This window comes from Cryomorphaceae bacterium, from assembly GCA_017798125.1.
Taxonomy (GTDB): Bacteria; Bacteroidota; Bacteroidia; order Flavobacteriales; family ECT2AJA-044; genus ECT2AJA-044.
This window is the reverse complement of the sequence record CP059070.1, coordinates 1,100,228-1,123,068: the sequence shown is the minus strand read 5'-3', so window position 1 is coordinate 1,123,068 and position 22,841 is coordinate 1,100,228. Positions and strand designations below refer to the sequence as shown.

19 protein-coding genes are annotated in these 22,841 nt (G+C 49.9%); 5 read left to right on the top strand and 14 right to left on the bottom strand.

The annotated features are described in order from the left end of the window. Positions 1-1,269, bottom strand: a complete 1,269-nt coding sequence (locus HZ996_04760; GenBank protein ID QTN40000.1) for a nucleotide sugar dehydrogenase — start codon at positions 1,267-1,269, stop codon at positions 1-3. 190 nt (positions 1,270-1,459) lie between these two features. Between HZ996_04760 and HZ996_04755 the strand changes: the two genes are divergently transcribed. The 3 genes from HZ996_04755 (at position 1,460) to HZ996_04745 (ending at position 5,454) form a co-directional block, all read left to right on the top strand. Continuing rightward, positions 1,460-2,488 carry an NAD-dependent epimerase/dehydratase family protein gene (locus tag HZ996_04755; protein ID QTN38486.1) on the top strand — a complete coding sequence of 343 codons (1,029 nt, stop codon included), beginning with the start codon at positions 1,460-1,462 and terminating at the stop codon, positions 2,486-2,488. Positions 2,489-2,581: 93 nt separating this feature from the next. After that, positions 2,582-4,321, top strand: coding sequence for an asparagine synthase (glutamine-hydrolyzing) (gene asnB / locus HZ996_04750; protein QTN38485.1), 1,740 nt, complete (start codon positions 2,582-2,584; stop codon positions 4,319-4,321). Next, a complete protein-coding gene (locus HZ996_04745) occupies positions 4,318-5,454 on the top strand; it encodes a glycosyltransferase family 4 protein (GenBank protein ID QTN38484.1) in 1,137 nt (378 codons plus the stop codon). The genes asnB and HZ996_04745 overlap by 4 nt, the downstream gene beginning before the upstream one ends. Here HZ996_04745 and HZ996_04740 read toward each other — a convergent pair. Next, positions 5,399-6,262 (bottom strand): sulfotransferase, encoded by an 864-nt coding sequence (locus HZ996_04740; GenBank protein QTN38483.1) that lies wholly within the window; start codon positions 6,260-6,262, stop codon positions 5,399-5,401. The genes HZ996_04745 and HZ996_04740 overlap by 56 nt on opposite strands. Then, entirely contained in the window at positions 6,253-7,143 is an 891-nt protein-coding gene (locus tag HZ996_04735; protein QTN38482.1) for a sulfotransferase, read from the bottom strand. The genes HZ996_04740 and HZ996_04735 overlap by 10 nt, the downstream gene beginning before the upstream one ends. Before the next feature lie 96 nt (positions 7,144-7,239). On the opposite strand from HZ996_04735, the gene HZ996_04730 reads away from it, so the two are divergent. Both HZ996_04730 and HZ996_04725 read left to right on the top strand, forming a co-directional pair. Next, complete coding sequence (locus HZ996_04730; GenBank protein QTN38481.1) at positions 7,240-8,031, top strand: sulfotransferase domain-containing protein; 792 nt, start codon at positions 7,240-7,242, stop codon at positions 8,029-8,031. A gap of 35 nt (positions 8,032-8,066) precedes the next feature. Further along, positions 8,067-9,356: a polysaccharide biosynthesis C-terminal domain-containing protein gene (locus HZ996_04725; GenBank protein QTN38480.1), complete on the top strand. Its 1,290-nt coding sequence runs from the start codon at positions 8,067-8,069 to the stop codon at positions 9,354-9,356. On the opposite strand, the gene HZ996_04720 is transcribed toward HZ996_04725, so the two are convergent. The 11 genes from HZ996_04720 to deoC are packed head-to-tail and all read right to left on the bottom strand — an operon-like array spanning position 9,353 to position 22,839. After that, positions 9,353-10,156: a sulfotransferase gene (locus tag HZ996_04720; protein QTN38479.1), complete on the bottom strand. Its 804-nt coding sequence runs from the start codon at positions 10,154-10,156 to the stop codon at positions 9,353-9,355. The two genes, HZ996_04725 and HZ996_04720, sit on opposite strands and share 4 nt — an antisense overlap. Next, positions 10,153-12,609 carry a YfhO family protein gene (locus tag HZ996_04715; GenBank protein QTN38478.1) on the bottom strand — a complete coding sequence of 819 codons (2,457 nt, stop codon included), beginning with the start codon at positions 12,607-12,609 and terminating at the stop codon, positions 10,153-10,155. Before HZ996_04715 ends, HZ996_04720 begins: the two co-directional genes overlap by 4 nt. A gap of 29 nt (positions 12,610-12,638) precedes the next feature. After that, on the bottom strand, positions 12,639-14,231 hold the full coding sequence (locus HZ996_04710) for a hypothetical protein (protein ID QTN38477.1): 1,593 nt from the start codon (positions 14,229-14,231) through the stop codon (positions 12,639-12,641). Further along, on the bottom strand, positions 14,231-15,496 hold the full coding sequence (locus HZ996_04705) for a GTP-binding protein (protein ID QTN38476.1): 1,266 nt from the start codon (positions 15,494-15,496) through the stop codon (positions 14,231-14,233). Before HZ996_04705 ends, HZ996_04710 begins: the two co-directional genes overlap by 1 nt. A 45-nt stretch (positions 15,497-15,541) precedes the next feature. Then, complete coding sequence (gene cysD / locus HZ996_04700) at positions 15,542-16,447, bottom strand: sulfate adenylyltransferase subunit CysD (GenBank protein QTN38475.1); 906 nt, start codon at positions 16,445-16,447, stop codon at positions 15,542-15,544. Continuing rightward, positions 16,440-17,048, bottom strand: a complete 609-nt coding sequence (gene cysC / locus HZ996_04695; GenBank protein QTN38474.1) for an adenylyl-sulfate kinase — start codon at positions 17,046-17,048, stop codon at positions 16,440-16,442. Before cysC ends, cysD begins: the two co-directional genes overlap by 8 nt. Continuing rightward, positions 17,045-18,826 carry an SLC13 family permease gene (locus tag HZ996_04690; protein QTN38473.1) on the bottom strand — a complete coding sequence of 594 codons (1,782 nt, stop codon included), beginning with the start codon at positions 18,824-18,826 and terminating at the stop codon, positions 17,045-17,047. The genes cysC and HZ996_04690 overlap by 4 nt, the downstream gene beginning before the upstream one ends. A gap of 1 nt (position 18,827) precedes the next feature. After that, the gene (cysQ, locus tag HZ996_04685) at positions 18,828-19,622 is read right to left on the bottom strand and encodes a 3'(2'),5'-bisphosphate nucleotidase CysQ (protein ID QTN38472.1); all 795 of its coding nucleotides are present in this window, start codon (positions 19,620-19,622) and stop codon (positions 18,828-18,830) included. 38 nt (positions 19,623-19,660) lie between these two features. Then, positions 19,661-20,485 carry an aldehyde dehydrogenase family protein gene (locus HZ996_04680; protein ID QTN38471.1) on the bottom strand — a complete coding sequence of 275 codons (825 nt, stop codon included), beginning with the start codon at positions 20,483-20,485 and terminating at the stop codon, positions 19,661-19,663. 1 nt (position 20,486) lies between these two features. After that, positions 20,487-21,941 (bottom strand): aldehyde dehydrogenase family protein, encoded by a 1,455-nt coding sequence (locus tag HZ996_04675; protein ID QTN38470.1) that lies wholly within the window; start codon positions 21,939-21,941, stop codon positions 20,487-20,489. A gap of 1 nt (position 21,942) precedes the next feature. Continuing rightward, positions 21,943-22,839 carry a deoxyribose-phosphate aldolase gene (gene deoC, locus HZ996_04670; protein ID QTN38469.1) on the bottom strand — a complete coding sequence of 299 codons (897 nt, stop codon included), beginning with the start codon at positions 22,837-22,839 and terminating at the stop codon, positions 21,943-21,945. Between the last annotated feature and the right edge of the window lie 2 nt (positions 22,840-22,841).

The following is a 22,841-nucleotide window of genomic DNA, read 5'->3' as shown; positions in this document are numbered from 1 at the left end:
TTATAGCCTCCAGTCCGGGGAAATTACAATTCCTTTAACATCGATCAATATACCGCTTTGAGATAGAACTCTATCGTAATCACTTCTTCTCAACTCAACAAACTCCCGGTGTGCAACTGAAACAATGATCGCATCGTATTTGGTATTGCCTGCCCATGGATCGTCGATGAGCAGATACCGCTCTTTCTTATTCTTTTCATTGGGGTCTACCCAAGGGTCGTAAGCGGAAACTTCGCAACCGTATTCCTTCAACTCCTGCATGATATCGACCACCCTCGTGTTTCTTACGTCAGGCGTGTTTTCTTTAAATGTAACACCGAGAATAAGCACCTTAGCTCCACGAACGCGTTGTCCTCGACCAATGAGTAGCTTGACTGTTTTTTCCGCTATAAATTTTCCCATTCCGTTATTGATTTGGCGACTGGCCAAGATCAAATTGGGTCTGTATCCTAGTTCCTCGGAACGATACATCAAATAATAAGGATCTACCCCAATGCAGTGCCCTCCTACCAAACCAGGCTGAAACTGTAGAAAATTCCACTTAGTGCTTGCGGCTGCTAAAACTTCTCGCGTATCAATACCCATGTGATCAAAAATGAGGGCGAGTTCATTTATAATGGCGATATTTATGTCCCTTTGAGTATTTTCAATAACCTTAGCAGCTTCTGCGACCTTGATACTTGAAGCCCTGTAGGTACCCGCCTTCACAATTGAGGAATATAGCTCGTCAACCTCATCAGCTATCTCAGGTGTAGAGCCTGAAGTCACTTTGATAATATTGGTTAAAGTATTCTTTTTATCACCTGGGTTAATACGTTCTGGTGAATACCCCGCAAAGAAGTCTCTATTGAACTTCAAGCCAGAAACTCGCTCCAAAATAGGCACACAAACCTCCTCAGTAACTCCCGGGTAAACCGTGGATTCATATATCACAATATCCCCAATTTTAAGATGAAGCCCCACCGACTCAGAGGACTTTTGAAGTGGGGTAAGGTCGGGGGTATTATTTTTATCTATAGGCGTGGGTACCGTTACAATGAATATCTGCGCTTGATCCAATTCCGCAGAATTCGTTGTATACTCTACATTATCTCGAATTTCAGTTAAAGTTTCCCTCGAAACTTCCAAGGTCCGGTCATAACCGGCCAAAAGTTCATCAACTCGTTCAGGATTAATATCAAAGGCAATAACCTTTCTCGACTTTCCGAATTCAGCCACAAGAGGCATACCCACATAGCCTAAGCCTATGATGGCAATTTTTTTATTGATATCCATAAAATGATAAATAGATCATCTCATTACCTATGAGACACAGCGCAGAAGCGCCAAATGTACAGCTTTGACATATTCTTTAGTAAGGAATGTGTTAAGATTTTGCAAAATGGCATCTACGTCCCTTTTGCTCATTCGGTACGCGTTTCCGAATTTAAAATTAATGCGAATAGATTAGTTTTGACTCATGAAAATACTCGTAACAGGCGCTGCTGGATTCATCGGCTACTACACCACCAAACAATTGGCCGAACGCGGTGAAACCGTGATCGCCATAGACAATATCAATGACTACTACCCGGTTAGTCTAAAATATGACCGCCTGAAAGACCTAGGCATCGAAAGCGATGCCTTCTACTCGTACGACCCTATCACCTCTACCAAGTACCCGAATCTGCAGTTCATTAAAATGGAGCTTCGAGACGCTGGAGAGCTGATGCATTTATTTGACAAGGAAGGTATTACCCACGTCTGCCATCTTGCGGCGCAGGCGGGAGTGCGCTACAGCTTGAAGAATCCCCAAGCCTACATGGAAAGTAATATGGTGGGCTTTCTAAATCTACTTGAGGCCGTGCGGCATAATCCGGTGGAGCATTTCGTATACGCCAGCAGCTCCAGCGTGTACGCGATGAATAAGGAGGTGCCCTTCAGCACGAAGCACAAGGTGAGTAATCCCATTTCGCTTTATGCGGCCACCAAGAGATCCAATGAACTCATGGCCCACGTCTACAGTCATTTGTACGAAACGCCAACGACTGGATTACGATTCTTCACCGTTTACGGACCTTGGGGGAGACCAGATATGGCGCCGATGTTGTTTGCCAAGGCAATATTGAATGATGAACCCATCAAGGTCTTTAATAATGGGGAAATGGAGCGAGATTTCACCTTCATTGATGACATTGTTGAAGGTGTTATAAAAGTGCTCGACAAACATGTGCCTTCACACGAACAAGCAGACGGAATTCCTTTCAATATTTACAACATCGGAAACAACGCCCCGGTCAAACTGATGGACTTCATTTCGACTTTAGAAAAGGCTTTGGGCAAGAAGGCGGAGAAAATCATGATGCCCATGCAACCTGGGGATGTTCGGCAAACTTATGCTGATGTTTCTGAGCTGATCAGAGACTACGATTTCAAGCCGAGTACGAGTATTGAAAACGGTGTTCAAAGGTTTGCCAATTGGTTTAAATCGTATTACAAATATGAGTAAGCTTTCTTCAAGAAAAGAGAGCATACACTGATATCAACCCCATGAGCCCACTTCTTCGGAATTGGGCTCTTTGTTTTTTTGCACCTTTACGACATGTGTGGCATCAGTGGAATAACGACGAATGACCGAGGGCTCATTGAGCGGATGAACCGGACCATGGTGCATCGCGGGCCGGATGCTGAAGGCTACTATGTCGATGAAGAAATTGGCCTCGGCCACCGGCGACTGAGCATTATCGACTTGAGCGAAGGAGGTGCACAGCCAAGGGTTCAAGATCATTTGGTCTTGACCTTCAACGGAGAACTATATAACTACCTCGAAATTCGCGAGGAGCTTCGTGGACTAGGCCATCGCTTTGATACGGAGAGTGATACGGAAGTCCTTCTGACCGCATATAAGGTTTGGGGGGCTGACGCATTCAAAAAGTTCATCGGGATGTGGGCTTTGGTTATCTACGACACCAAGACCCATCAAATGGTGATGTGCCGGGATCGAATTGGTCAAAAACCACTGTACTACACCCAGGGCTCTTTTGGTCTGGCCTTTGCGTCGGAAATCAAAGCGCTCCTCCAGATTCCAGGTATCGGAAAAGAAAGAGCTGAGGCCCTTGCGGAATACCTCGCTTTCGGATTCAACCCTGAACCCAAAACGGCGTATGAGGACATTTTTGCCTTGGAGCCGGGAACCTATCGAGAATGGAATCGAGATCAAGGACTTGGGCCCGTCCGAAAATACTGGTCGCCCGGCTGGGATGTACAGCGACCCAGTGAGCGGGAAGCACTCGAGGAGTTAAACGAACTGCTTCAGGACTCGGTGAAGCTGCGCCTTCGGGCCGATGTTCCGCTAGGGGTATTTCTCAGTGGTGGACTGGACAGCATGGGCATGACCACACTTTTCAAGAGCCCCTGGACAGGCTTACACGTGGCCTTGAATGAAGACGAGCACGCGTTGGTCGAGAAAGTGATGGCCGAAAAAGAGGCAGATCTTGTGGTGGCCACGCCCGAAGAATTCGACTATCGAGGTGATTTCGATCACGTCATGAAGCATTTTGACACCCCATTCGGCGATAATTCGAGCATCCCGACCTATTGGATTTGTCGCGAAGCCCGAAAGAAGGGCTTTATTGTGATGCTGGGCGGAGATGGGGGCGACGAATTGTTCTACGGATACAAGCGATACAAACAGCTCGACCTCTATTCCAAAGGAGGTGGAACGGTGCTGATGCGAGGGGCGCACGCCTTGAGTCGTCGACTCTTGCCCGGCCATGATGTAGATAAGGCGCTGAGGTTTCTGGCCAAACCGACCTTTGAAGACTTCTATATCAAGTTGCGAGGGGGATTTACCCAGGATGAATGGCCGAATTTGCTCTCAAAGGAATACCGCAAGAGCATTAATGGTTACAATCCGGCGGAGGAGGTTCGAAAGAATTGGCCCACACAGGATTGGCCCACAGTGAAGCAAGCCCAGGCCTTTGATTGGTCTCAGAATTTCTTGAGCGATATCTTGGTGAAATCGGACCGAATGTCCATGGCCAACAGCATTGAATTGCGAAGCCCTTTCTTGGACCACCGGCTCTTTGAATGGTCCGCCAAGCTCCACCCTGACGTGCTCTACGGAGGTGAATTGAAAAGACTTTACAAGGAGTGGTTACTTCCTCGGCTACCAAAAGAAGTTTTGAACCAGCCCAAACGCGGTTTTGGAATGAACGTCAACGACCTTCTCCACCCGGTGACCGACCATCGCATTCACCCGAATGCCGCCGAGTGGCTCAAGGAGCAGAAGAAAATCTTCTTCTTGAACAGCTTTAACGCCACTACAAGGCACTCGTCATGAAGCGTTGGGCCTTCGTATATCAAAACGACCTCAACGAGGTCTCAGCGAACCTGAAGCAGTGCCTTTGGACCACCCAAGCTTTAGCTCAACAGGTCGATTTGACCTGGCTAACGGCACCATTCGACCCTCAAAAACATCAAAACGTACTTGCCCGCTTAGGCATCAGCAGTCCGCCCCCGCAGGTTTCCGTTGGACCTGAACTTGGCCACAATGGTCTGCTGTCGGAATTCACAAGTCGATGGGCCTGGAGCAAAGCAGCCTTGTCTTGGTTGCAAGCCCAGAACACCGAAGTGGTTTACACGCGTGATTTTGGCTTCCTCGTCTTTCTGGCGGTTCAAAAAATCCTGGGAAAGCGATGGTCGTTTCAGGTGATTTACGAGCCCCATAAAGTGTATCATCGGGCCAGCGACAAAGTCCCTCGCTGGGTTGAAGGAAAAGCTCTTCAAGTAGTGGATGTCTTTGCGCCGATCACGGAGGGAATTTGGACCGATCTCGAGCACGATTTCCGTATTAAAAAGCCACATCACATTGTTCCCGATGGCGTAAACCTACCGCCAGAGACGCCTTATCCCAAATCGGATGAATTCCAGATGATCTACACGGGCTCCTTCCAGTCCTGGAAAGGATTGGACACCGTTTTGAATGCCTTGAAAGGCTGGAAAAATAAAGAGGGTTGGAAGCTGACCGTGTGCGGAGGAAAGCCCGAGGAAATCGCGCTGTACGAAGCACAGATGAAAGAAGCTGGATTGAATGACCGCGTGCGATTCGCTGGTTTTTTGGATGAAGAGGCCCTACGGGCCGATGTCGCTCGTGCACACCTCGCCTTATTGCCCAATAATCGCGAACGCATCAGTGCTCGGTACACCAGTCCTTTGAAGTTGTTCGAATACTTGGGGTCTGGACTGCCGATACTGGCGTCTGACCTACCCAGCATTCGAGAGGTTCTATCAGAGGATCATGCATGGTTTTTTCAGCCGGAGGATGAAGGGGATTTTTTGAAGCAAGTGGAATTTGCCTGGAAAGATGCATCGCGCCGTAAGGCGCTTTCCAAAGGCAATCGCCTCTACGCGCAGAAGTTTACTTGGACGGAGCGCGCGAAACGAATTGCGTCCATCGTTCCTGATCTTCGCTGAAGAGCTGATCGTATTGGTCGTGGTATTCGGCCTTGAAGGGGGGAAGATCCTCTGCCTTGCTGTTCACCTTGGACAAGGCCTTTCCCAATCCCGATCGGCGCACCGAGTCTCCTAGTCCCGATAGGCCAAATCGATGGAGGTTCTCTCCGATAAACCGTTGAAGACCGTATAACGCTGACGATTTAGTCGATTTAGCGCGATTGCGGCTCGACAAATCGATGTCGCTCGGAAAAGGGGAGAGCTCAAGAAAGTCGGCAATTCGCGATAGGGTGTCCTCTGGGTTCTGCCGTATATCCTTCAGGGAGAGGTAGAGAAACTGATCTTCCGAAAACAACTCCAGGTAGGGTTGAATATTCTGGAAATAGAGGCCACGTTCGATCAACTCGCCCTCTGTGGCCATCACCTCTTCAAAAGATCTGGACTCTTGTTTTTTGTGAAAGTGGGACCACGTCCATTGACTGTACGCCCGTTCGACGGGGTCGCGATGACAGACGATGAGCTTTACGTCTGGAAAATGTCGATGTATGCGCTCTGCAGCTACCGGATCAAACAAATAATGGACCGAGAATTCACCAAGGACTTTTTGGTTTGAGGCGTGCTTGAAGTGTGACCAATAACCTCTGAGGTCAGGGGCGTACTTAGATTTTTGGGGATTGTAGTACGCAAAACGGTCGTTGAAGTAATGGAGCTCCTTAGGGAAGGACAATCCAACATCGGGGTGCTGGGCAAGTGCGTTGGCCACCCATGAGGTACCCGACTTCATCTCCCCTAATCCGATAAACTGGATTCCGCGGTCGCTTAGTCCCATTCGTTCAAGGTACGATTTAAGAGCGCTTCCACTCTTTTCTTGTCTTCCGCAAAGCGGCTCGAATATTTGGCCTTCAGCTCCTGGGGCATTTTTGGCGCTTTGGTGTTGGGGGACATATTGAGGTCATCACGTATCCACTCGAGAAAACGCGTTAACCCAATCTTCTGAGAGAAATCCAAAATTCCGTGGAGCTTATAGCGATGCATGAAATCACGAAGCCGCATATACGCCTGATTCACTTTATGGGACTTGACCTTGGTGGCAGCGTTGGAGACGCGCTCTAAATCGACCTCCACATCTTTATCGAGGTCCAAGAAGTCCGCAATACTGCGATAGAAGGCCTGGGCGTCCTTCTTGAGGTCTTCGTGCAGTAAGACCAAAACCTGGTCTTGGGGAAAGACACTCAGATACTCTTCCAATCGATTGGCATATGTGCTCACTTCCAGGACATAGGGATCACGAGCAACGTGCAATTCAAAATCTTCCGGACCTATGACTCCTCGATTTTGAAGGAATAGAAAATGAGAAAAGGCCCGAGCTACAGGTTCGCGCAAGCTGATGATTATTTTGGCTTCCGGATTGTAATCAAAGATGGCCTGAGCGCATCCTGAGAATTCGAAGTAACTCACAGTGAATTCTGCCCAAACGAGCTCTGGCGAAGCCTCCTTGAAAAAAGCGTGATACCAAGCAGGAGGTTGCGCCGCATTGCGATTAGGAACGTCGCGATGATAGTGCTGGAAAGGATTGAAATAGTGAAGTTCCTTTTCAATCGGCACATACACTTGAGGATGGTCGCGCAAAATATCGGCCACCCATGTCGTGGCCGTTTTCGGCGGACCTACTCCAATCACCTCTACCCGCTTGTCCTTCGTCGTCTCCATTTTCGAAGAGCAAAAATACCGTTACTTTTGAGTTCCTAAAAGTCTATTGGCATAGAAGCTTACACTCCCAAGTTAAAAGTCATTTACGTGCTGGGCATGAGCTATTCAGGTTCAAGCCTCTTGGGCTTTGTCTTAGGAGCCGTCCCAGAAGTATGGAACCTCGGTGAAGTCAAGGTGTTTCCGAGGGAGCATCGTTTGGGGCGCATTTGTACCTGTACCCGTCCTACCTTGGAATGCGAATACTGGGGGCCGCTCTACCAACAAGGTCTGACCGTATTCAATCGCGGATCTTCGTGGAAAAGATGGGAGGATACGGTGAGGATCTTGCTGCATCGGCCCGTGAGGGCCCCAAAGGAATCAGGAGATGCTCGAATGCTGCGCGCCAGTCTGGAGCACGCCAAGACTTTTGAACCCCAAAGCAAATGGCTCGTCGACACCTCAAAAAGCCTCTGGAGACTTTTTGCCTTGTGGTACAACCCCGACATTGAGGTCAAAATCGTCTACCTGCGAAGGGGAGCCAAAGAAAACGTGGCTTCCTATATAAAGCACGGGCATTCATTCGGAAAGGCGGTTCGGGAATACGGGCTCTTCCACCGCTTGAGTCGTTTGTGGCTGAAGAAGAATGCTGGAGATCAGGTACTCGAACTCTCCCATGAAGACCTGGCCTTGAAAGAAGCTGAGGCCATGAGTAAGATCTCCCAGTTCTTGGATCTGGACTACAGCCAATACAAAAGTCAAATGGCTTCCCGAGAGTACCACATTCGAACGGGAAACCCGAGGACTGTTGATCAATTCCGCGATGGCTTTAAGGGCTTCTTCTACGATGAGCACTGGAAAGAGCTGCTCAATGAAAAACAACAGCAGTACTTAGATCGTCGCTTCTCATGAGTCAGGGCATTCAAAAAAACATGAGGGCCACTTTCTTGTCGAAGATTCCGATCTCCGGTTTGGCATTTGCCCACTCCGTTTTGATTACTCGCCTCCTCGGGCCTGAGGGCTTTGGAGTGTTTCAGTTCATCACGACCAATGTCCAGTTTTTGGTGATGGCCATCGGCTTCAACATGACCAACGGAATCATGTACTTCACGGCGTCTCAACGGATAGCTCAATCGAAGATCTTCTCCATGATGGTCCTGATCTTTCTGGTCTTTTTTACCCTATTGACATCCCTTCTCTTCGGCTGGTCCTTGAGCGGAGGCATTGGACCTTTGATCCTTCCTGAAGGCTTCCAAAAAACGCCCTTTGCCATCTATTTTCTCGCGGCATTCTTGTATCACTTTGCCCAGGTTTTCATGCACGCTCATCTCAAAGGGCAGAAGAACTTCATCCGTTCGAACAACCTATTGATGCTCAGCGGAGTCCTGAACGTAGCGGTTAGCGGTTCACTTTACCTACTCGTTGCTGGAGGTTTCGATGCCAATATCGCGCTGCTCTTCCAGGCGCTAACCGGTCTTCAACTTGCCCTCCTTATCGTGACTTTTTGTGGGTATTACACGAAGGCTAGACCTCAATGGAATTTGAGTTGGTCTCGGTCAGAGTTAAAAACCTACTTCGGCTACACGTCCTTGGGCTATGGAAATATGTTCAGCAAGTTCTTCAACAAGCGCCTCGACGTCTATTTCGTCCAGTTTATTTCCGGATCAACGGCCTTAGGGCATTATGGAGTAGCCACAAGCCTGACCAATTTTCTGTTGGACTTTGTCCAGCCTCTGAACCAAGTTGTTCTTCCCTACCTCACCACCATGAATGAAGAGGAAACAGAGAAGACCTATCCCGTTTACTTGAGAGTTTTCACGGGAATTCTATTGATACCGGCCATAATCTTACTTGTGCTGGCAGATCCCTTGGTCAACTTGATCTACGGAAGTGCTTTTGGTCCCGCCGCAGCAGCCCTTAAAATCATGGCCATTGCCGTAGTCTTTGCTTATGTTCGAAACTACTTCTCCTCGTACAACAATGCCAAAGACCGTGTCCGGTTTAATCTCATGGCCAATATTTCGGCCTTGGTCATCACTGTTGTCCTCGATCTCCTACTCATCCCAAAACTGGGTATTCTGGGTGCGGCTTATGCGACGCTTTGTGCCTACGGGTTGTCCTGTGTTATGATTGGAGTTACGGTCAAACGCCATATGGATATTCCGTGGTCCACTCTACTCCTTCCCAAGCGGTCCGACTGGAAAACCCTGCGTGAACTCATCGGTAAACTTGGTTAAGACCAATTGCAAGCGCCTTTACCAAAGAGCGCACAACACGCTTCAATTTCGTCTTTGTACTTGGCCTGAAGGTAAGGCCTCAGTTGCGGAGGAATTTCGGCCTGGAGGCCAACGTTTGAGCGTTTACCGAATGGCATTTTCTGCGTATCTATATCAACAGAGACTTCAAGGAATTGCATGATTTCTCGAAGCAATCCTTCAGGATCCGAAACAATCTGCTCATAGAATCCGACAAACACACGATCATTCCCGAAAACGCGCGCCCAATCCTGATACACCTCGGTATAGGAACCTCGTTTTGTTGACTTAAATCCATCAAAATGAGCCTTCCATTGATCATCGGAAATGGACTCGAAAGGACGACCCTGAATTTTACAGAGAACCATTTTCGAGTGGGACCAAGCCCGTTCAATGGGATTGCGCAGGAGGAAAATAATCTTCGCGGACGGATTAAAGCGAGCAATGTGCTGAATGCGGTGCTTGGCGATGGTCGAATACCCGGGTGTGATCTCTCCAATAAGCCTCTCCCCTGCCGTCGAGAACTTCTTCTGATACCAATCGTAAGAGCGATAGTACTTCCAATCGAAGAAGTGAACTTCTTTCTCGGGAGGAAGAAAAATATCGGGATGATGAATGAGGCAATCTTGAAGCCACGTCGTTCCAGATTTCTGTGCACCTATGCAAAGGAAATCGGGAAACGGACCGGTTCTTTTTTCTGGGGGTCTTATCGCAAAACCCACTGTTTTTTGAGCGTCCTCAGCACGCCTTTTCAGGGCTTTAATACGCTCCCGGGCACTCATGCCTCTTCCTCTTCAGGTTGAGCGGCTTCCACTGAAGCGCGAGTCTTTCGAAAATCAACGAAGACCAACCCTAGCCACAAGAGCAAGGCTGCCAGTGAAGCGTATCCTCCCATGACCGATCCTTTCGGAACAAAATTCAAGACGACCTCTTGGTTTTCGCCAGCGCTCACGGGAACAGCGGTGAAACCGAGTTGACCTCGAACGGGCGACACTTGAGTACCATTAACGGTAGCTTCCCAACCTTCGTCAAAAGGTATCGTGAAGAAGAGCCATCCGTTGGTCGGGGCGTTCAAGCTCCCTTCGATTTGATTCTGGCCAAAGGATGAAAGCTTGAAGGTGCCTGCATCGCGCCGTTGGCGCAAAACATCCTGAAACTGAGCTACGGTCATGTTCTTGACCGGAATACGCTCTATTGGTACTTCAGCGCTCGTCATGTCCTCTTCAGACAGCACCATTCGCTGGTACAACTGAATCTCCCTCTGGCCTTCTCCAAGGGCCAAGAAGGTTTTTTCCGAAAGGGCTTCACCGTAAAAAGTCCCGAAGGGCAGGCGATGCTGATTCTGGTAAATGGTGATGTTTTCAACGGTCCCGATTGGACTGTAGGTGTTGGCCAAAACGGGGTTCACGACATCGGACTGGCGCAACAAATAGTCCACCCCAGCAAAAGGATATAAAAGAGGATTTCGCTCCACTCCTACTGCCCATCTAGTCTCAACTTCAGCAGTAGAGTCAGCGAGGGCCATCTTGGTCAGGAATCGGATGTAGTTGGCCTGATTAAAGCTGGAATACTGAGTGGTCCCGTAGAACCCGAGTACACGACCTTCATTTAGAGAACGGTGAATGCTGTTGGCGCTGGCGTAGTCTTTGGTGATCCGAAAGAATTGATCGTCCTGCGCGTGTATGTAGTCCAGGGCTTCAACGGTAAAATCGTTGTACCCAACCCGTTGACGGAGTTCTCTCTTGGTCATGGTATCTCTTTGACGGAAACCGTAACCCGCGTTGAATCCAAGGTCAATAAGCATGACGAGCAACAGGGCATATGGAACAAGGGCTCCGAGCTTTTTAAAGTGTACACCCGCGAAGATTCCCGTGAGCATGAGAATCACCATAGTGTCAAGCCCTTGAATGGCGGATACCAATTCAAGACGACCGTCGTAGTAGGGATAATGAAGTGAAATAAGCAGGACCACGGCAGTCGATAAAAGACCTATGAGATGAACGCTCTTTTCCCTTTGTATCACATCCAAGGCTTTTGTACTCATTAAGACAAAAATCAATGGCAAGAACAGGCTTAAGGCCTTCTTATAGTAGTCTCCTTGGAAAAGGTAGATGGCGTAGCGGAAATAAGGGAAAAGCAAAGGCAAAAGGGCAATGATCAATACAGCTCCCCAAAGTCGTTTTTCATTCTTGTTACCCAGAAGAATCAATTGAGGAATAAGGAAGATCATGAGTATTCCGCAGTAGAAAAGCGGTGCCTCGAGGTAGTTGTTCCAGCCGTTGAAATCGCTTCCGGCTCCCAACAAGTCATTGCTCAAAGTCCTCATCCAAGTCGTCAGCAGGTGGCCTCCATCGTGAACCGCCAAGAGCGGGCGGGCACTCAGGTCATCGGAAAGAGTGGCCGCAGTTGACATACGCGGACTGTTGGTTACGGTCGTCACACGCGTCAATAGGCCTGTAGCATTACCCAGAAACCCAATAATAGCCAATCCGGCCGCTGAAGCGCCTTGAACCGCCCAATTCATCGGCTTCCACTTGAGCTCTACCCCGCGGACAATGAAGTAGAGTAAGGCAAATTGGAAGAAGAAAAAGAGCTTCGGATCTACACCAAAGTTGTACAAGGCCAAGGGGAGAACGAAATACATCTTACGGGTCCATACGAGGTCAAGACCCCATAGAACAAAAACGGCATTGAGCACAAAAGCGTCGTGAACATACCAAGACCCTCCCACAATGGCGTAACCGCTAAACGCCATCGCCAATCCTCCGAATAAGGCAATCCATTCATTGGTCAAGCGAAGGCGCAGCCATTGAAAAGTGAAAACAGATATGGTCACAGCCTTAGCCCAAGCCAACCATGCAATTCTCTCCGCTACCGACCCCGATAGCAATCCAAAAAACCAATGATAGATTTCTTCAATTCCGAAGTGCCAACCGGAGTACATGTTCTGACCCATTCCGATGTAAAAGGACCACGCCATCGGAAATCCTTCTTCACTCAGATATCGATCCAAATGCAAAAGGTTGGGATACTTGAGGTTCAAAGTATCGCTCCCAATGTCCTTAAAAATATAGAGGTCTCCTCCGAATAGAAATGGAGAGAACACCAAGAAACCCAAAAGCGCTGGAACTCCTAAAATCCAAAGCCACGAATTGTAGGGTAGTTGTTCGGGCAAGAAAGAAAAGCTCAAGGCTTCCTTCTTGGTCGTCTTCTTTGTCACTTTCTTCTTGGCCATGAATCTGAGTGGTTAGGTTTAAGCCTAAATTAGTCTATAAGTCCGTACTTCTTTTTAATGCGAGGTGACTCTTGTTCATATGCCCGAACCATCTCTTTACCCCGAACTTTCATCTCACCATTAAACTTGGGATAAATAGCCCGTAGGAATTCAGCGACATCATTTCTCGGAGGTTTATTGGCCATCACCACATACAAGACGGCTTTCGGATTTGCCTTCCCTATTTCATAGAAGTCCTCCATGCGCGTCTTTGGCCCCAGTTTAATAGCCCGGTACTGCGGATAATAATGCTGAACCAGTCCAACTTGACCGGTAACGAAAATGACCTCGCGTTCCTTGTTTTCAATGATCTGAATTTGGCTATCCAAGTAATCCAGAACGTCTCGTTCGTACCTCGGAACCAAACTGAAGTTTTGCTCGTCCATCGAAAACGGCGAAAAAACGTTTCCTACGGCTAAAAATGCGAGAACAATGACCCCTACGTAGACCGGAATAGGAGACCAATTCTTCTTTAGTTTCTCAGCGACAAACTCAAAAGCCATAACACCGAAGAGGCCAATGGAAACCAAGTACGCCACATGGACAATCAAGTAGTACCGGTTAAAACCGTACGGGGGAATGAAGGTACCACCCATGATCATCGAGTAGAGTACTAGAGCAAAAACGAAATAGCCCGCAGAGATTCGGAAAAAACGACCGTAAAAGTCGTTGCGCTTGAGCGCAAGATATCCACCTCCAAAGAGCATTATTAAATTGAACAGAAACCAACCAGCCCCTTCCGGGTGATTGACGTCCATATAGTTTCCCAGCGCCTGGCCAAAAGTTGAAGGGTCCCATTCTCGGAAGAAACGACCAATGGCAACGTTAAGCCTTAGCGCAGGAATAGTGGCTGCCGCCACCAGAAGGGCGATCAATGCCCCGCCCCCAGCAAGGAGTAATTTTCTCGGATACTCTTTGTGCAATCCAGAGGTGAAAAAGTCCACGATCATGGCCAAAAGGCCAAAGACTAAAATCGAAAAGAGCGTCTGATGGAACAGTCCAGGAATTAGGAGTAATAGTGAAGCTGCAAGGACTCTGACTCCATAGGGTCTCTTTGAATAATAGATCTTGTAGGCTGCAAAGGAACAGACAATTCCAAAGACATACATGTAGCCGTAATACCGGATAAAATGAAGGGAGGACATGGTCCAACTCGACAGTATCGTCGGTAAAAAAAGTATCGCCAATTCCTTTGGACCTTGATCTGTCGGTCGAATCCAAAGAGCTAAGAGCATGATGAGCATGGTGAGCACAAAGGGCCATCCTCCGTACCACTTCTCAACGGATACATTTAATGCTTGGAGTATGAAATAGGCCGGTACGTTGAAGTACAGTATGAATCGGTGAGAATCATAAGTCTTATACTCCAGATCTGGATTGAAATTGACGCTTTCTGGATGCGGAGCCGCTAGTGGAACCCCACTTTCAACAGCATGAGCTAAGCCGTTATACGTGCTGACCTCATCACTTAAGTGTATGTACTTATCCAGATAGTTAACCGCAGATATCCCCGCATACAACATAGCAAGAATGCCCAGGGAAAGTACAACGCGCTGAATTATTGATGGCTTATTCGCCTCCATCAAATAATCATCCCCGCCGCAACGGTCTCATTAGTCCCTTCATCGACTAGGATGATGCTCCCAGTATTTCGATTCTTTCGATAGCTATCCGCCAACAATGGCTTGGTCGTGCGCAAACGAATTCGGGCAATGTCATTCATACCGATCGTATTGTCCTCTTCATCCCGATGCAAGGTGTTGATGTCCACCTTGTACACGATGTCCTTCACCATAGCGCGGGCATCGGTAGAGGTGTGGCGAATGCCATATTTACCTCCGTTGATCATGGGCTTACTGTTGAACCAGCAAATCATCACGTCCAAGTCCTGTGTGGGCTCGGGCTGGTTGTTGACTCGGCAAATCATATCACCGCGAGAAATGTCGATATCATCTTTCAAGGTCACCGTAACGCTCATCGGCGCAAAGGCCTCTTCGACCTCGCGATCTCCGTCGTAAATCTTGTCTACGATGCTCGTAAATCCGCTGGGCAAGGTAATGACATCATCCCCTGGTTTCATGATTCCTCCGGCAACACGACCTGCATACCCACGGAAATCATGGTACTCATCACTGTGTGGACGAATTACGGTTTGCACTGGGAAGCGCACGTCAATGTGGTTGTGGTCCGATCCAATGTGAATGGTTTCCAAGGTGTTCAAAAGCGTTGATCCATTGTACCAAGGCATCTTTTCCGAACGGTTCACCACATTATCTCCGTGCAATGCTGAAATCGGAATGAAACGAATATCTCCGATCTCCAACTTGGCGCTGAAGTCCTTGAATTCCTGCACAATCTTATTGTACTGCGCCTCGTCGTAATCCACGAGGTCCATCTTGTTGATGCACAAGATCACATGAGGAATCTTCAATAGACTCGCGATAAAGCTGTGACGGCAGGTCTGCTCAATTACCCCTTTGCGCGCATCGACCAAAATCAAGGCCAGGTTCGCCGTAGAGGCCCCAGTCACCATGTTTCGGGTATACTGAATATGTCCCGGAGTATCGGCAATAATGAACTTACGCTTGGGCGTTGCGAAGTAGCGATAAGCTACGTCAATCGTAATCCCCTGCTCGCGCTCATCCTTTAACCCATCGGTGAAAAGACTCAAGTCCACATGGTCCAAACCACGCGTCTTTGAGCTCGCTTCTACCGCTTCAATTTGATCTTGAAAAATACTTTTTGAATCGTACAGCAAACGACCAATCAAAGTCGATTTACCGTCATCTACGCTTCCCGCAGTGGTGAAGCGCAACAATTCCATATCCAAATAACCGTTCGTTTCCATGGTCAATTTTTTCTTTTGTTTCTGCGCCTACGGCGCGATACATTCCTAGAAGTACCCTTGTTTTTTCCGGTCCTCCATCGCAGACTCACTACGCTTGTCATCCGCGCGTCCCCCGCGTTCCGTGACTCGAGTTGAGGCTACTTCTTCAATGATTTTCTCCAAGGTATCCGCATCGGACTCTACGGCTCCCGTAATGGTCAAATCGCCCATCGTGCGGAAACGCACTTGTTTGCGCTCGGCCACTTCACCGTCCTTCTTGTTCAAGAACTCCGAATCACTCAGGTACTGGCCATCGCGCAAAATCACATCGCGCTCATGGGCAAAGTACAGGCTTGGGATTTCGATGTTCTCCAAGAGAATATACTGCCAAACATCCATTTCTGTCCAGTTCGAAATAGGGAACACCCGGAAGTGCTCACCGTAGCTTTTCTTTCCATTGAAGAGGTTCCAAAGCTCGGGGCGCTGGTTCTTGGGATCCCACTGACCAAACTCATCGCGGTGGCTAAAGAAGCGCTCCTTAGCACGAGCTTTTTCTTCATCTCGACGGGCACCTCCCATTGCGCCGTCAAACTTGTTGGCCTCAATGGCCTCTAGAAGCGCAGGAATCTGGGCCGCATTCCGGCTTGCATCCGCCCCTTTTTCTTCAGAAGCCTTTCCTTCATCAATGGCCTTTTGTACCGAACCAACCACGAGCTGAGCCCCTAGTTTTTCAACGAGAGCATCTCTAAACTCAATGGTTTCGGGGAAGTTGTGACCCGTATCGATGTGCACCAAAGGAAAGGGTACACGTGCGGGCCAAAAAGCCTTCTTGGCCAAGTGGGTCAAAATGATGCTGTCCTTTCCGCCAGAAAACAGCAGACAAGGGTTGTTGAATTGGGCATACACCTCACGAATCACGTAAATGGACTCGGCCTCCAGTTCGCGGAGGTGTTTCAGATAATATCTATGCATCGCTAAGGGTGATTTTAGGGAGAAGGACTTCCAGTACCTGCCGGACGTTCTCTTCTATATCGTCTTTATCCGTATCTATTCTTATCTCCGGGTTCTCCGGCACTTCAAACGGGCTGCTGATTCCTGTAAAATTGGAAATTTCACCTGCCCGTGCTTTCTTATACAATCCTTTTGGGTCGCGGGATTCAGCCACCTCCAGCGGCACATCTACATGTACCTCAACCATTTCTCCCTCCGCCAATTTCTCGCGAACACTGGCGCGATCGGCCCGGAAGGGTGAAATGAAGGCCGTCAGCACTATGAGTCCAGCATCGACCATGAGCTTGCTGAGTTCGCCAAGTCGACGAATATTCTCTACGCGACCCTCCTCGGTAAAATCAAGGTCTCCATTCAGTCCCGAACGGACGTTGTCGCCGTCCAATAAGTAGGTATGAAATCCGTGCGCAGCGAGTTCTTGCTCTACAGCGTTGGCTACCGTTGACTTACCTGAGCCGGAAAGGCCTGTAAACCAAACAACACAAGGTCGCTGGCCCAAAGATTGACTTCGCGTCTCCTTGGAGATCTTGTGATCATGTGGAATGATGTGAAGTTTTTCGCTCATAACCAGCCGTAATGAATCCAAACAAATGTAAGTGAAATAAGCGCGTAAAGGAAAGATAGCGGACCTCCGATCCGAAGAAAGTCCTTGAACTGATATCCACCTGGCCCCATGACCATTAAATTCGTTTGATAGCCCATCGGAGTGAGAAAGGCGCAGCTGGCCGCAAAGGCAATGGTCATGTAGTATCCAACGGCCACATCAGGCCCTGCGACTGCTCCTAAAGAATAAGCAATCGGAAACGCAATCGATACCGCTGCCGCATTAGTGATAAAGCTGGTCAAGACAAAGGTCAAAACAAACAAGGCGATGCTGATCACAATGGGACCTCCCCCAGAAAGGGCGCTTCCAATCCAACCGCCGAGAGCATCTGCCGCTCCACTTTCAATCATGGCGCGGCCTAAGGCCAAAGCACTCACCAGAATCAGCAAGAGCTTGACATCCATTTCTTTTTTCATGCCATCGACGTTAACAAAACCGAGGACCAGGAGCGCCGCCAACATGATCAGCGTGGCCATGAAGAGGTTCACATATCCGAAGATTCCGGCAATACCGACCAAGGCCACTACACCTACAAAAACCCTTTTAGGCGGTGCCTTTTTCACGGATGGATTCTTGATGCGCTTGACGATGTACAGGTTATTGAATCGGAACTCATTCCGGGCAAAGCTCTTACCTGTGGAAAGCAGTAGCAGGTCACCCGCCTGAAATCGCATTTCTCCAATCTTCCCGCTGACGCGTTCTCCATTTCGATGAATGGCCAAGATTCCCGCTTGATATCGCTCTCTAAAATTGACTTGCTTCACCGTAGATCCAATCAAAGAGGAGTTGGCCGGGATAACGGCTTCAATGATGTTTCGTCCTTCCGCATCTTCGAAATCCGCATGCTTGCTCATTTCTAAGCCGGGCATGCCCTCCGTCAAGTCAACGACGCGCTCCGTTTCCCCAACAAAAAGCAGCGAGTCTCCTTCTTCAATCACTTCTTCTGGTTCAACTGGGGTAATAACTCGTTCATCCCGGACGATTTCCACCAAGAACACGCCGCTCAAGTTCCGCAAGCCGGCGTCTTGAACACTTTTTCCAATCAAGCGTGACCCTGAACGCACCTTCGTTTCAACCACATAGTCCCGCGTAGGATCAGAAAGCTGGTCCAGTACATCTTCCCGCTGCGGCAAAAGACGTGGTCCCGCAAAGAGCATGAATATTATTCCACCGATAGTGACCAGAAATCCCGGAATTAAGAAATCAAAGAAGCTAAACAAAGGCTCTCCACTCTGCTCCAAGAAACCATTCAGAACTAAGTTAGTGGAGGTTCCAATGATGGTGATCATCCCACCCAGTATGGCCGAGTAACTCAGTGGAATGAGCAGCTGTGAAGGTGCAATACCTCTTTTTTTACACCAGTCGCTCACATAGGGAATCATGAGTGCTACTACTGGGGTATTGTTTAAGAAGCTCGAGCCCAAGGCCACAATTGCGGACATGCGCAGGAGCATCCCACTTTGGGTCTTGGCCCCTCGAAAAGGCCGGTCCAGCAAGCCTAGCAAGTTGAAGTGATCGCGCAGAGCACCCGTGATGAAGATCAAAACGAAGATGATGGCGATTTGCCGGTTGCCAAAGCCTTTGAGAAATTGATCCGTGGTCAATACCCCGGTCACAATGAGCATCAGGACCGCGATGAAGAAGGTCAACGCCGTTCGATTCCCTCTCCGGAATAGGGCAATAATGAGCCCAGCCAGCGTGATGGAAACGATGTAGATATGATACTCGGCCGGAATCATCTTACTTCCGGCGAACGATAAACCAAGGATTCAAGAGGTTCTCTTTGTTGTAGGTCAGAGGAGCGCCGGTGTCGTGCCGAACCACTTCACATCCCGCGTGCAGGGCAATTCCATGTCCAGCTCCCGTATCCCATTCCATGGTGGGTGCAAAGCGCGGGTAGACTTGCGCTGAACCTTCGGCTACCATGCACAATTTGAGCGAGCTTCCTCGGCTCAGAATTTCAATGGCCCCGTGCTCTTTTTCCAATTCCGCCATAAACGCCTCTGTTTCTGGGCTCATATGACTCCGGCTTCCCACCACGGTGAAGGGACCATCGTTGGGAATGGGTAGTGCTTGGCCATCGGCCCGTAGGGCCTGAATCGTATGAATTTTATGACCTTGTTCCGCCTTATAAGCGCCAATGCCTTCCGCTCCGACGTACAACGTGTCGGTTACTGGAACGTAGATCACTCCGAGGATGGGAACGCCTTCACGAACGAGGGCGATGTTCACCGTGAACTCTCCGTTTCGCTTGATGAATTCCTTGGTTCCGTCCAATGGATCGACCAGCCAGAAGGTGTGCCAATCGGCGCGCTTGCTGTAGTCCGCCAAATCTCCTTCCTCGCTGAGGATCGGATAATCGGTATCCTTCAGATACTCCATGATTTTGAGGTGGCTTCGGCGATCCGCTTCCGTAAGGGGACTGCTGTCGTCTTTGATGTCAACCGAGAACTCGGTGCCGTAGACGTCGAGAATTTCTTTTCCGGCCGCGATGCTGGCCTCTATGCTGAGGGATACAAGATGATCCATGTTCATGGTAATAGCTGTTTGGTGGCAAAACTACGAATTGGGCCTCAAGCCCCAATAGGATGCCAGGTGGTTTTGTACTCGACAAAATCAGTGATGTTCTCGAGCCCATCATCGGCCCGTAGGGCCAAGACACGCTTTACATTTTGCGCTGCCGCAGTGCGCTCTTCCTCACCGGGATTTTCTACGGCAAGTGCGTTGACGTCCATGTGACTGCTCATGTGCGGCAAGAGCTCGGCGGCATGCCCGGTCAGGAGGTTTACGACCCCGCTTGGGACATCGCTGCTGTGGATGACTTCGGCCAGTGAAATGGCCACGTGTCCGAAGTTTTCTGCCGCCAAAACGACTGCGGTATTACCGCTGGCCATGATCGGGGCCAGGGTACGGGTCAACCCGAGGAGTCCCTTGTCCACCGGAGCTACAGCGGCTACTACGCCGGTCGGCTCCGGTACGGTAAAGTTGAAATGCGGTGAGGCAACAGGGTTGACCGAACTCGCCAGCTGTTGATATTTGTCGCACCAGCCGGCGTAGTACACCCAGGCATCGATGGCGGCCATGACTTCATCGCGGGCGTCTGTTTCTGAAACCCCAACGGCGCCGAGTTCGGCGATGAACTGAGCCGCACGTCCTTCGAGCATTTCGGCCACGCGGTACAGGATTTGGCCGCGATTGTATCCCGTTCGAGCCGCCCAAGAATTCTGTGCTTTACGCGCCGCGACTACGGCATTTCGAAAATCTTTTCGCGATCCCTGACAGAGGTTTGCCACGAGCTGGCCCTTGTGTTCAAGCTTGAAATATCGTCCGCTTTCAGTCCGAGGAAAGGCTCCACCGATGTAGAGCTTGTAGGTCTTTTGTACGTCGAGTCTGCTCATATCACTTCACATAAGATTGCAGGCCCTGAAGGCCACCCTCGCGACCGAAGCCGCTTTCCTTATAACCCCCAAACGGACTGGCCGCATCGAACTTGTTGTAGGTGTTCGCCCAAACAACTCCGGCCTTCATTTTACTCGTCAGTTCGAAAATCTTGGCTCCCTTCTGAGTCCATACCCCAGCGCTCAGGCCATAGGGCGTATTGTTCGCCTTGGTGACGACCTCGTCCAAAGAGCGGAAAGTCTGGATGGCGAGCACCGGTCCAAAAATTTCTTCCTGGACGATGCGGTGGCTTTGCGCGGTCTCCAAAAAGAGGGTTGGCGCGCACCAATATCCTTTCTTCGGAAGGGCTATTTCAGGCGTATAAACCTCTGCTCCTTCCGATCGGCCGATGGCCAAATACTCTTGAATGGTTTTGAGCTGTCCGGCGCTGTTGATGGCCCCGATGTCCGTATTCTTGTCCAGAGGGTCACCGACGATGAGGCTTTCCATGCGCATCTTGAGCTTGGCGACCACCTCATCAGCTACGGCCTCCTGCACAAACAAGCGTGATCCCGCGCAGCAGACATGTCCTTGGTTGAAGAAGATCCCATTGACAATGCCCTCCACGGCCTGATCAATGGCCGCATCCCGACAAATAATATGAGCGGCTTTCCCGCCCAACTCCAAGGTTAATTTCTTGTTGGTCCCCGCCACGGCGCGCTGAATGATCTTGCCCACTTCCGTGGAGCCCGTGAAGGCAATCTTATCCACATCCGGATGATTGACCAATGCCGCACCTGTTTCTCCTGCGCCCGTAACGATGTTGACCACCCCTTTCGGGAAATCACAGTCTGCGACGAGTTCGGCGAGCTTCAAGGCGGTCAGCGAAGTCGTTTCCGCCGGCTTTAAGACCACCGTATTTCCAGCCGCTAGTGCTGGAGCGAGTTTCCACGCCGCCATGAGCAGCGGGAAGTTCCACGGGATAATTTGTCCGCAAACGCCAATCGCCTCCGCACCGCGCGGAAAAGCATAATCGAGCTTATCGGCCCACCCGGCGTAGTAGAAAAAATGCTGCGCCACGAGCGGAATATCGATGTCGCGACTCTCCCGAATCGACTTTCCACCATCCAAGCTTTCGATGACCGCAAATTCCCGCGAGCGCTCCTGTATCATACGCGCCAAACGGAACAGGTACTTGGCTCGTTCCTTTCCGGGCATACCGCTCCATGAAGGAAAGGCCCTACGGGCCGATGCCACAGCGCGATCCACGTCCGAAGCGTCCGCCGAGGCAATTTCGCTCAAGGCTTCCTCTGTAGCTGGATTGATTGTGGGAAAATAGGATCGCGCCGTAGGCGCAGAAAACTCACCGTCTATAAAGAGTTCATAGCGATCCGCAACGTGTACGTGATCACTGCTTTCCGGCGCGGGCTCGTAGGCCCAGCCACTGTGAAAATCAAATGCGTTTTCGTCCACCATATCAGTCGATGCTGAAGTAATTCATACTCTGATAGTTGCCCGTGCGCTGTTTTTCCAGCTGCATGAGCACGTCGTTTGCCAAGGAGCTGGCTCCAAAGCGGAACAGGTCAGGGGTCAGCCAATCGGCGCCCAAGGTCTCCTTGACCATCACCAGGTAATGCAAGGCCAATTTGCTGTTACTGATACCGCCCGCGGGCTTCATCCCGATGCGCTTACCTGTCTTCAAATAGTGGTCGCGAATGGCGTACAACATGACCAGGGTTACCGGAATGGAAGCCGCCTTGGGAATCTTTCCCGTACTGGTCTTGATGAAATCGGCACCAGCGTCGATGGCAATATCCGAAGCCAAGCGTACGTCGTCGTAGGTGTCCAATTCCCCTACTTCGAGGATGACCTTCAAATGAGCTTCGCCGCAGGCTTCTTTGACCGCCGCGATCTCATCGAAAATATAGCTGTACTCCCCCGAGAGAAACTTCCCTCGGCTGATGACCATGTCGATTTCGTTGGCGCCCTCATCTACCGCATATCGGGTATCGTCGAGCTTCACCTGGAGGCTGCTTTGACCGCTCGGAAAATAGGTCGCTACTGCGGCCACATTAATTCCGCTATCGCCCAAGGCTTCGCGCGCCACGCGGACGAGCGTCGGATAAACACAGACGGCCGCCACGTTGGGCAAGTCCTCGTACGAATCATGCAGGTGCTGCGCCTTATAGCACAGTTGCTTGACCTTCGCTGGGGTATCCTTTCCTTCAAGCGTGGTTAAATCGACCATCGAAAGGACTGTCTTGAGCCCATCGACCTTCGCTGCTTTTTTGATGCTCCGGGTCTGGAAGCGCTTAGCGCGTTCTTCCAGCCCGATGCGATCAATGCTTATGCCGCCGTCCGCGGTGTATTTCATAG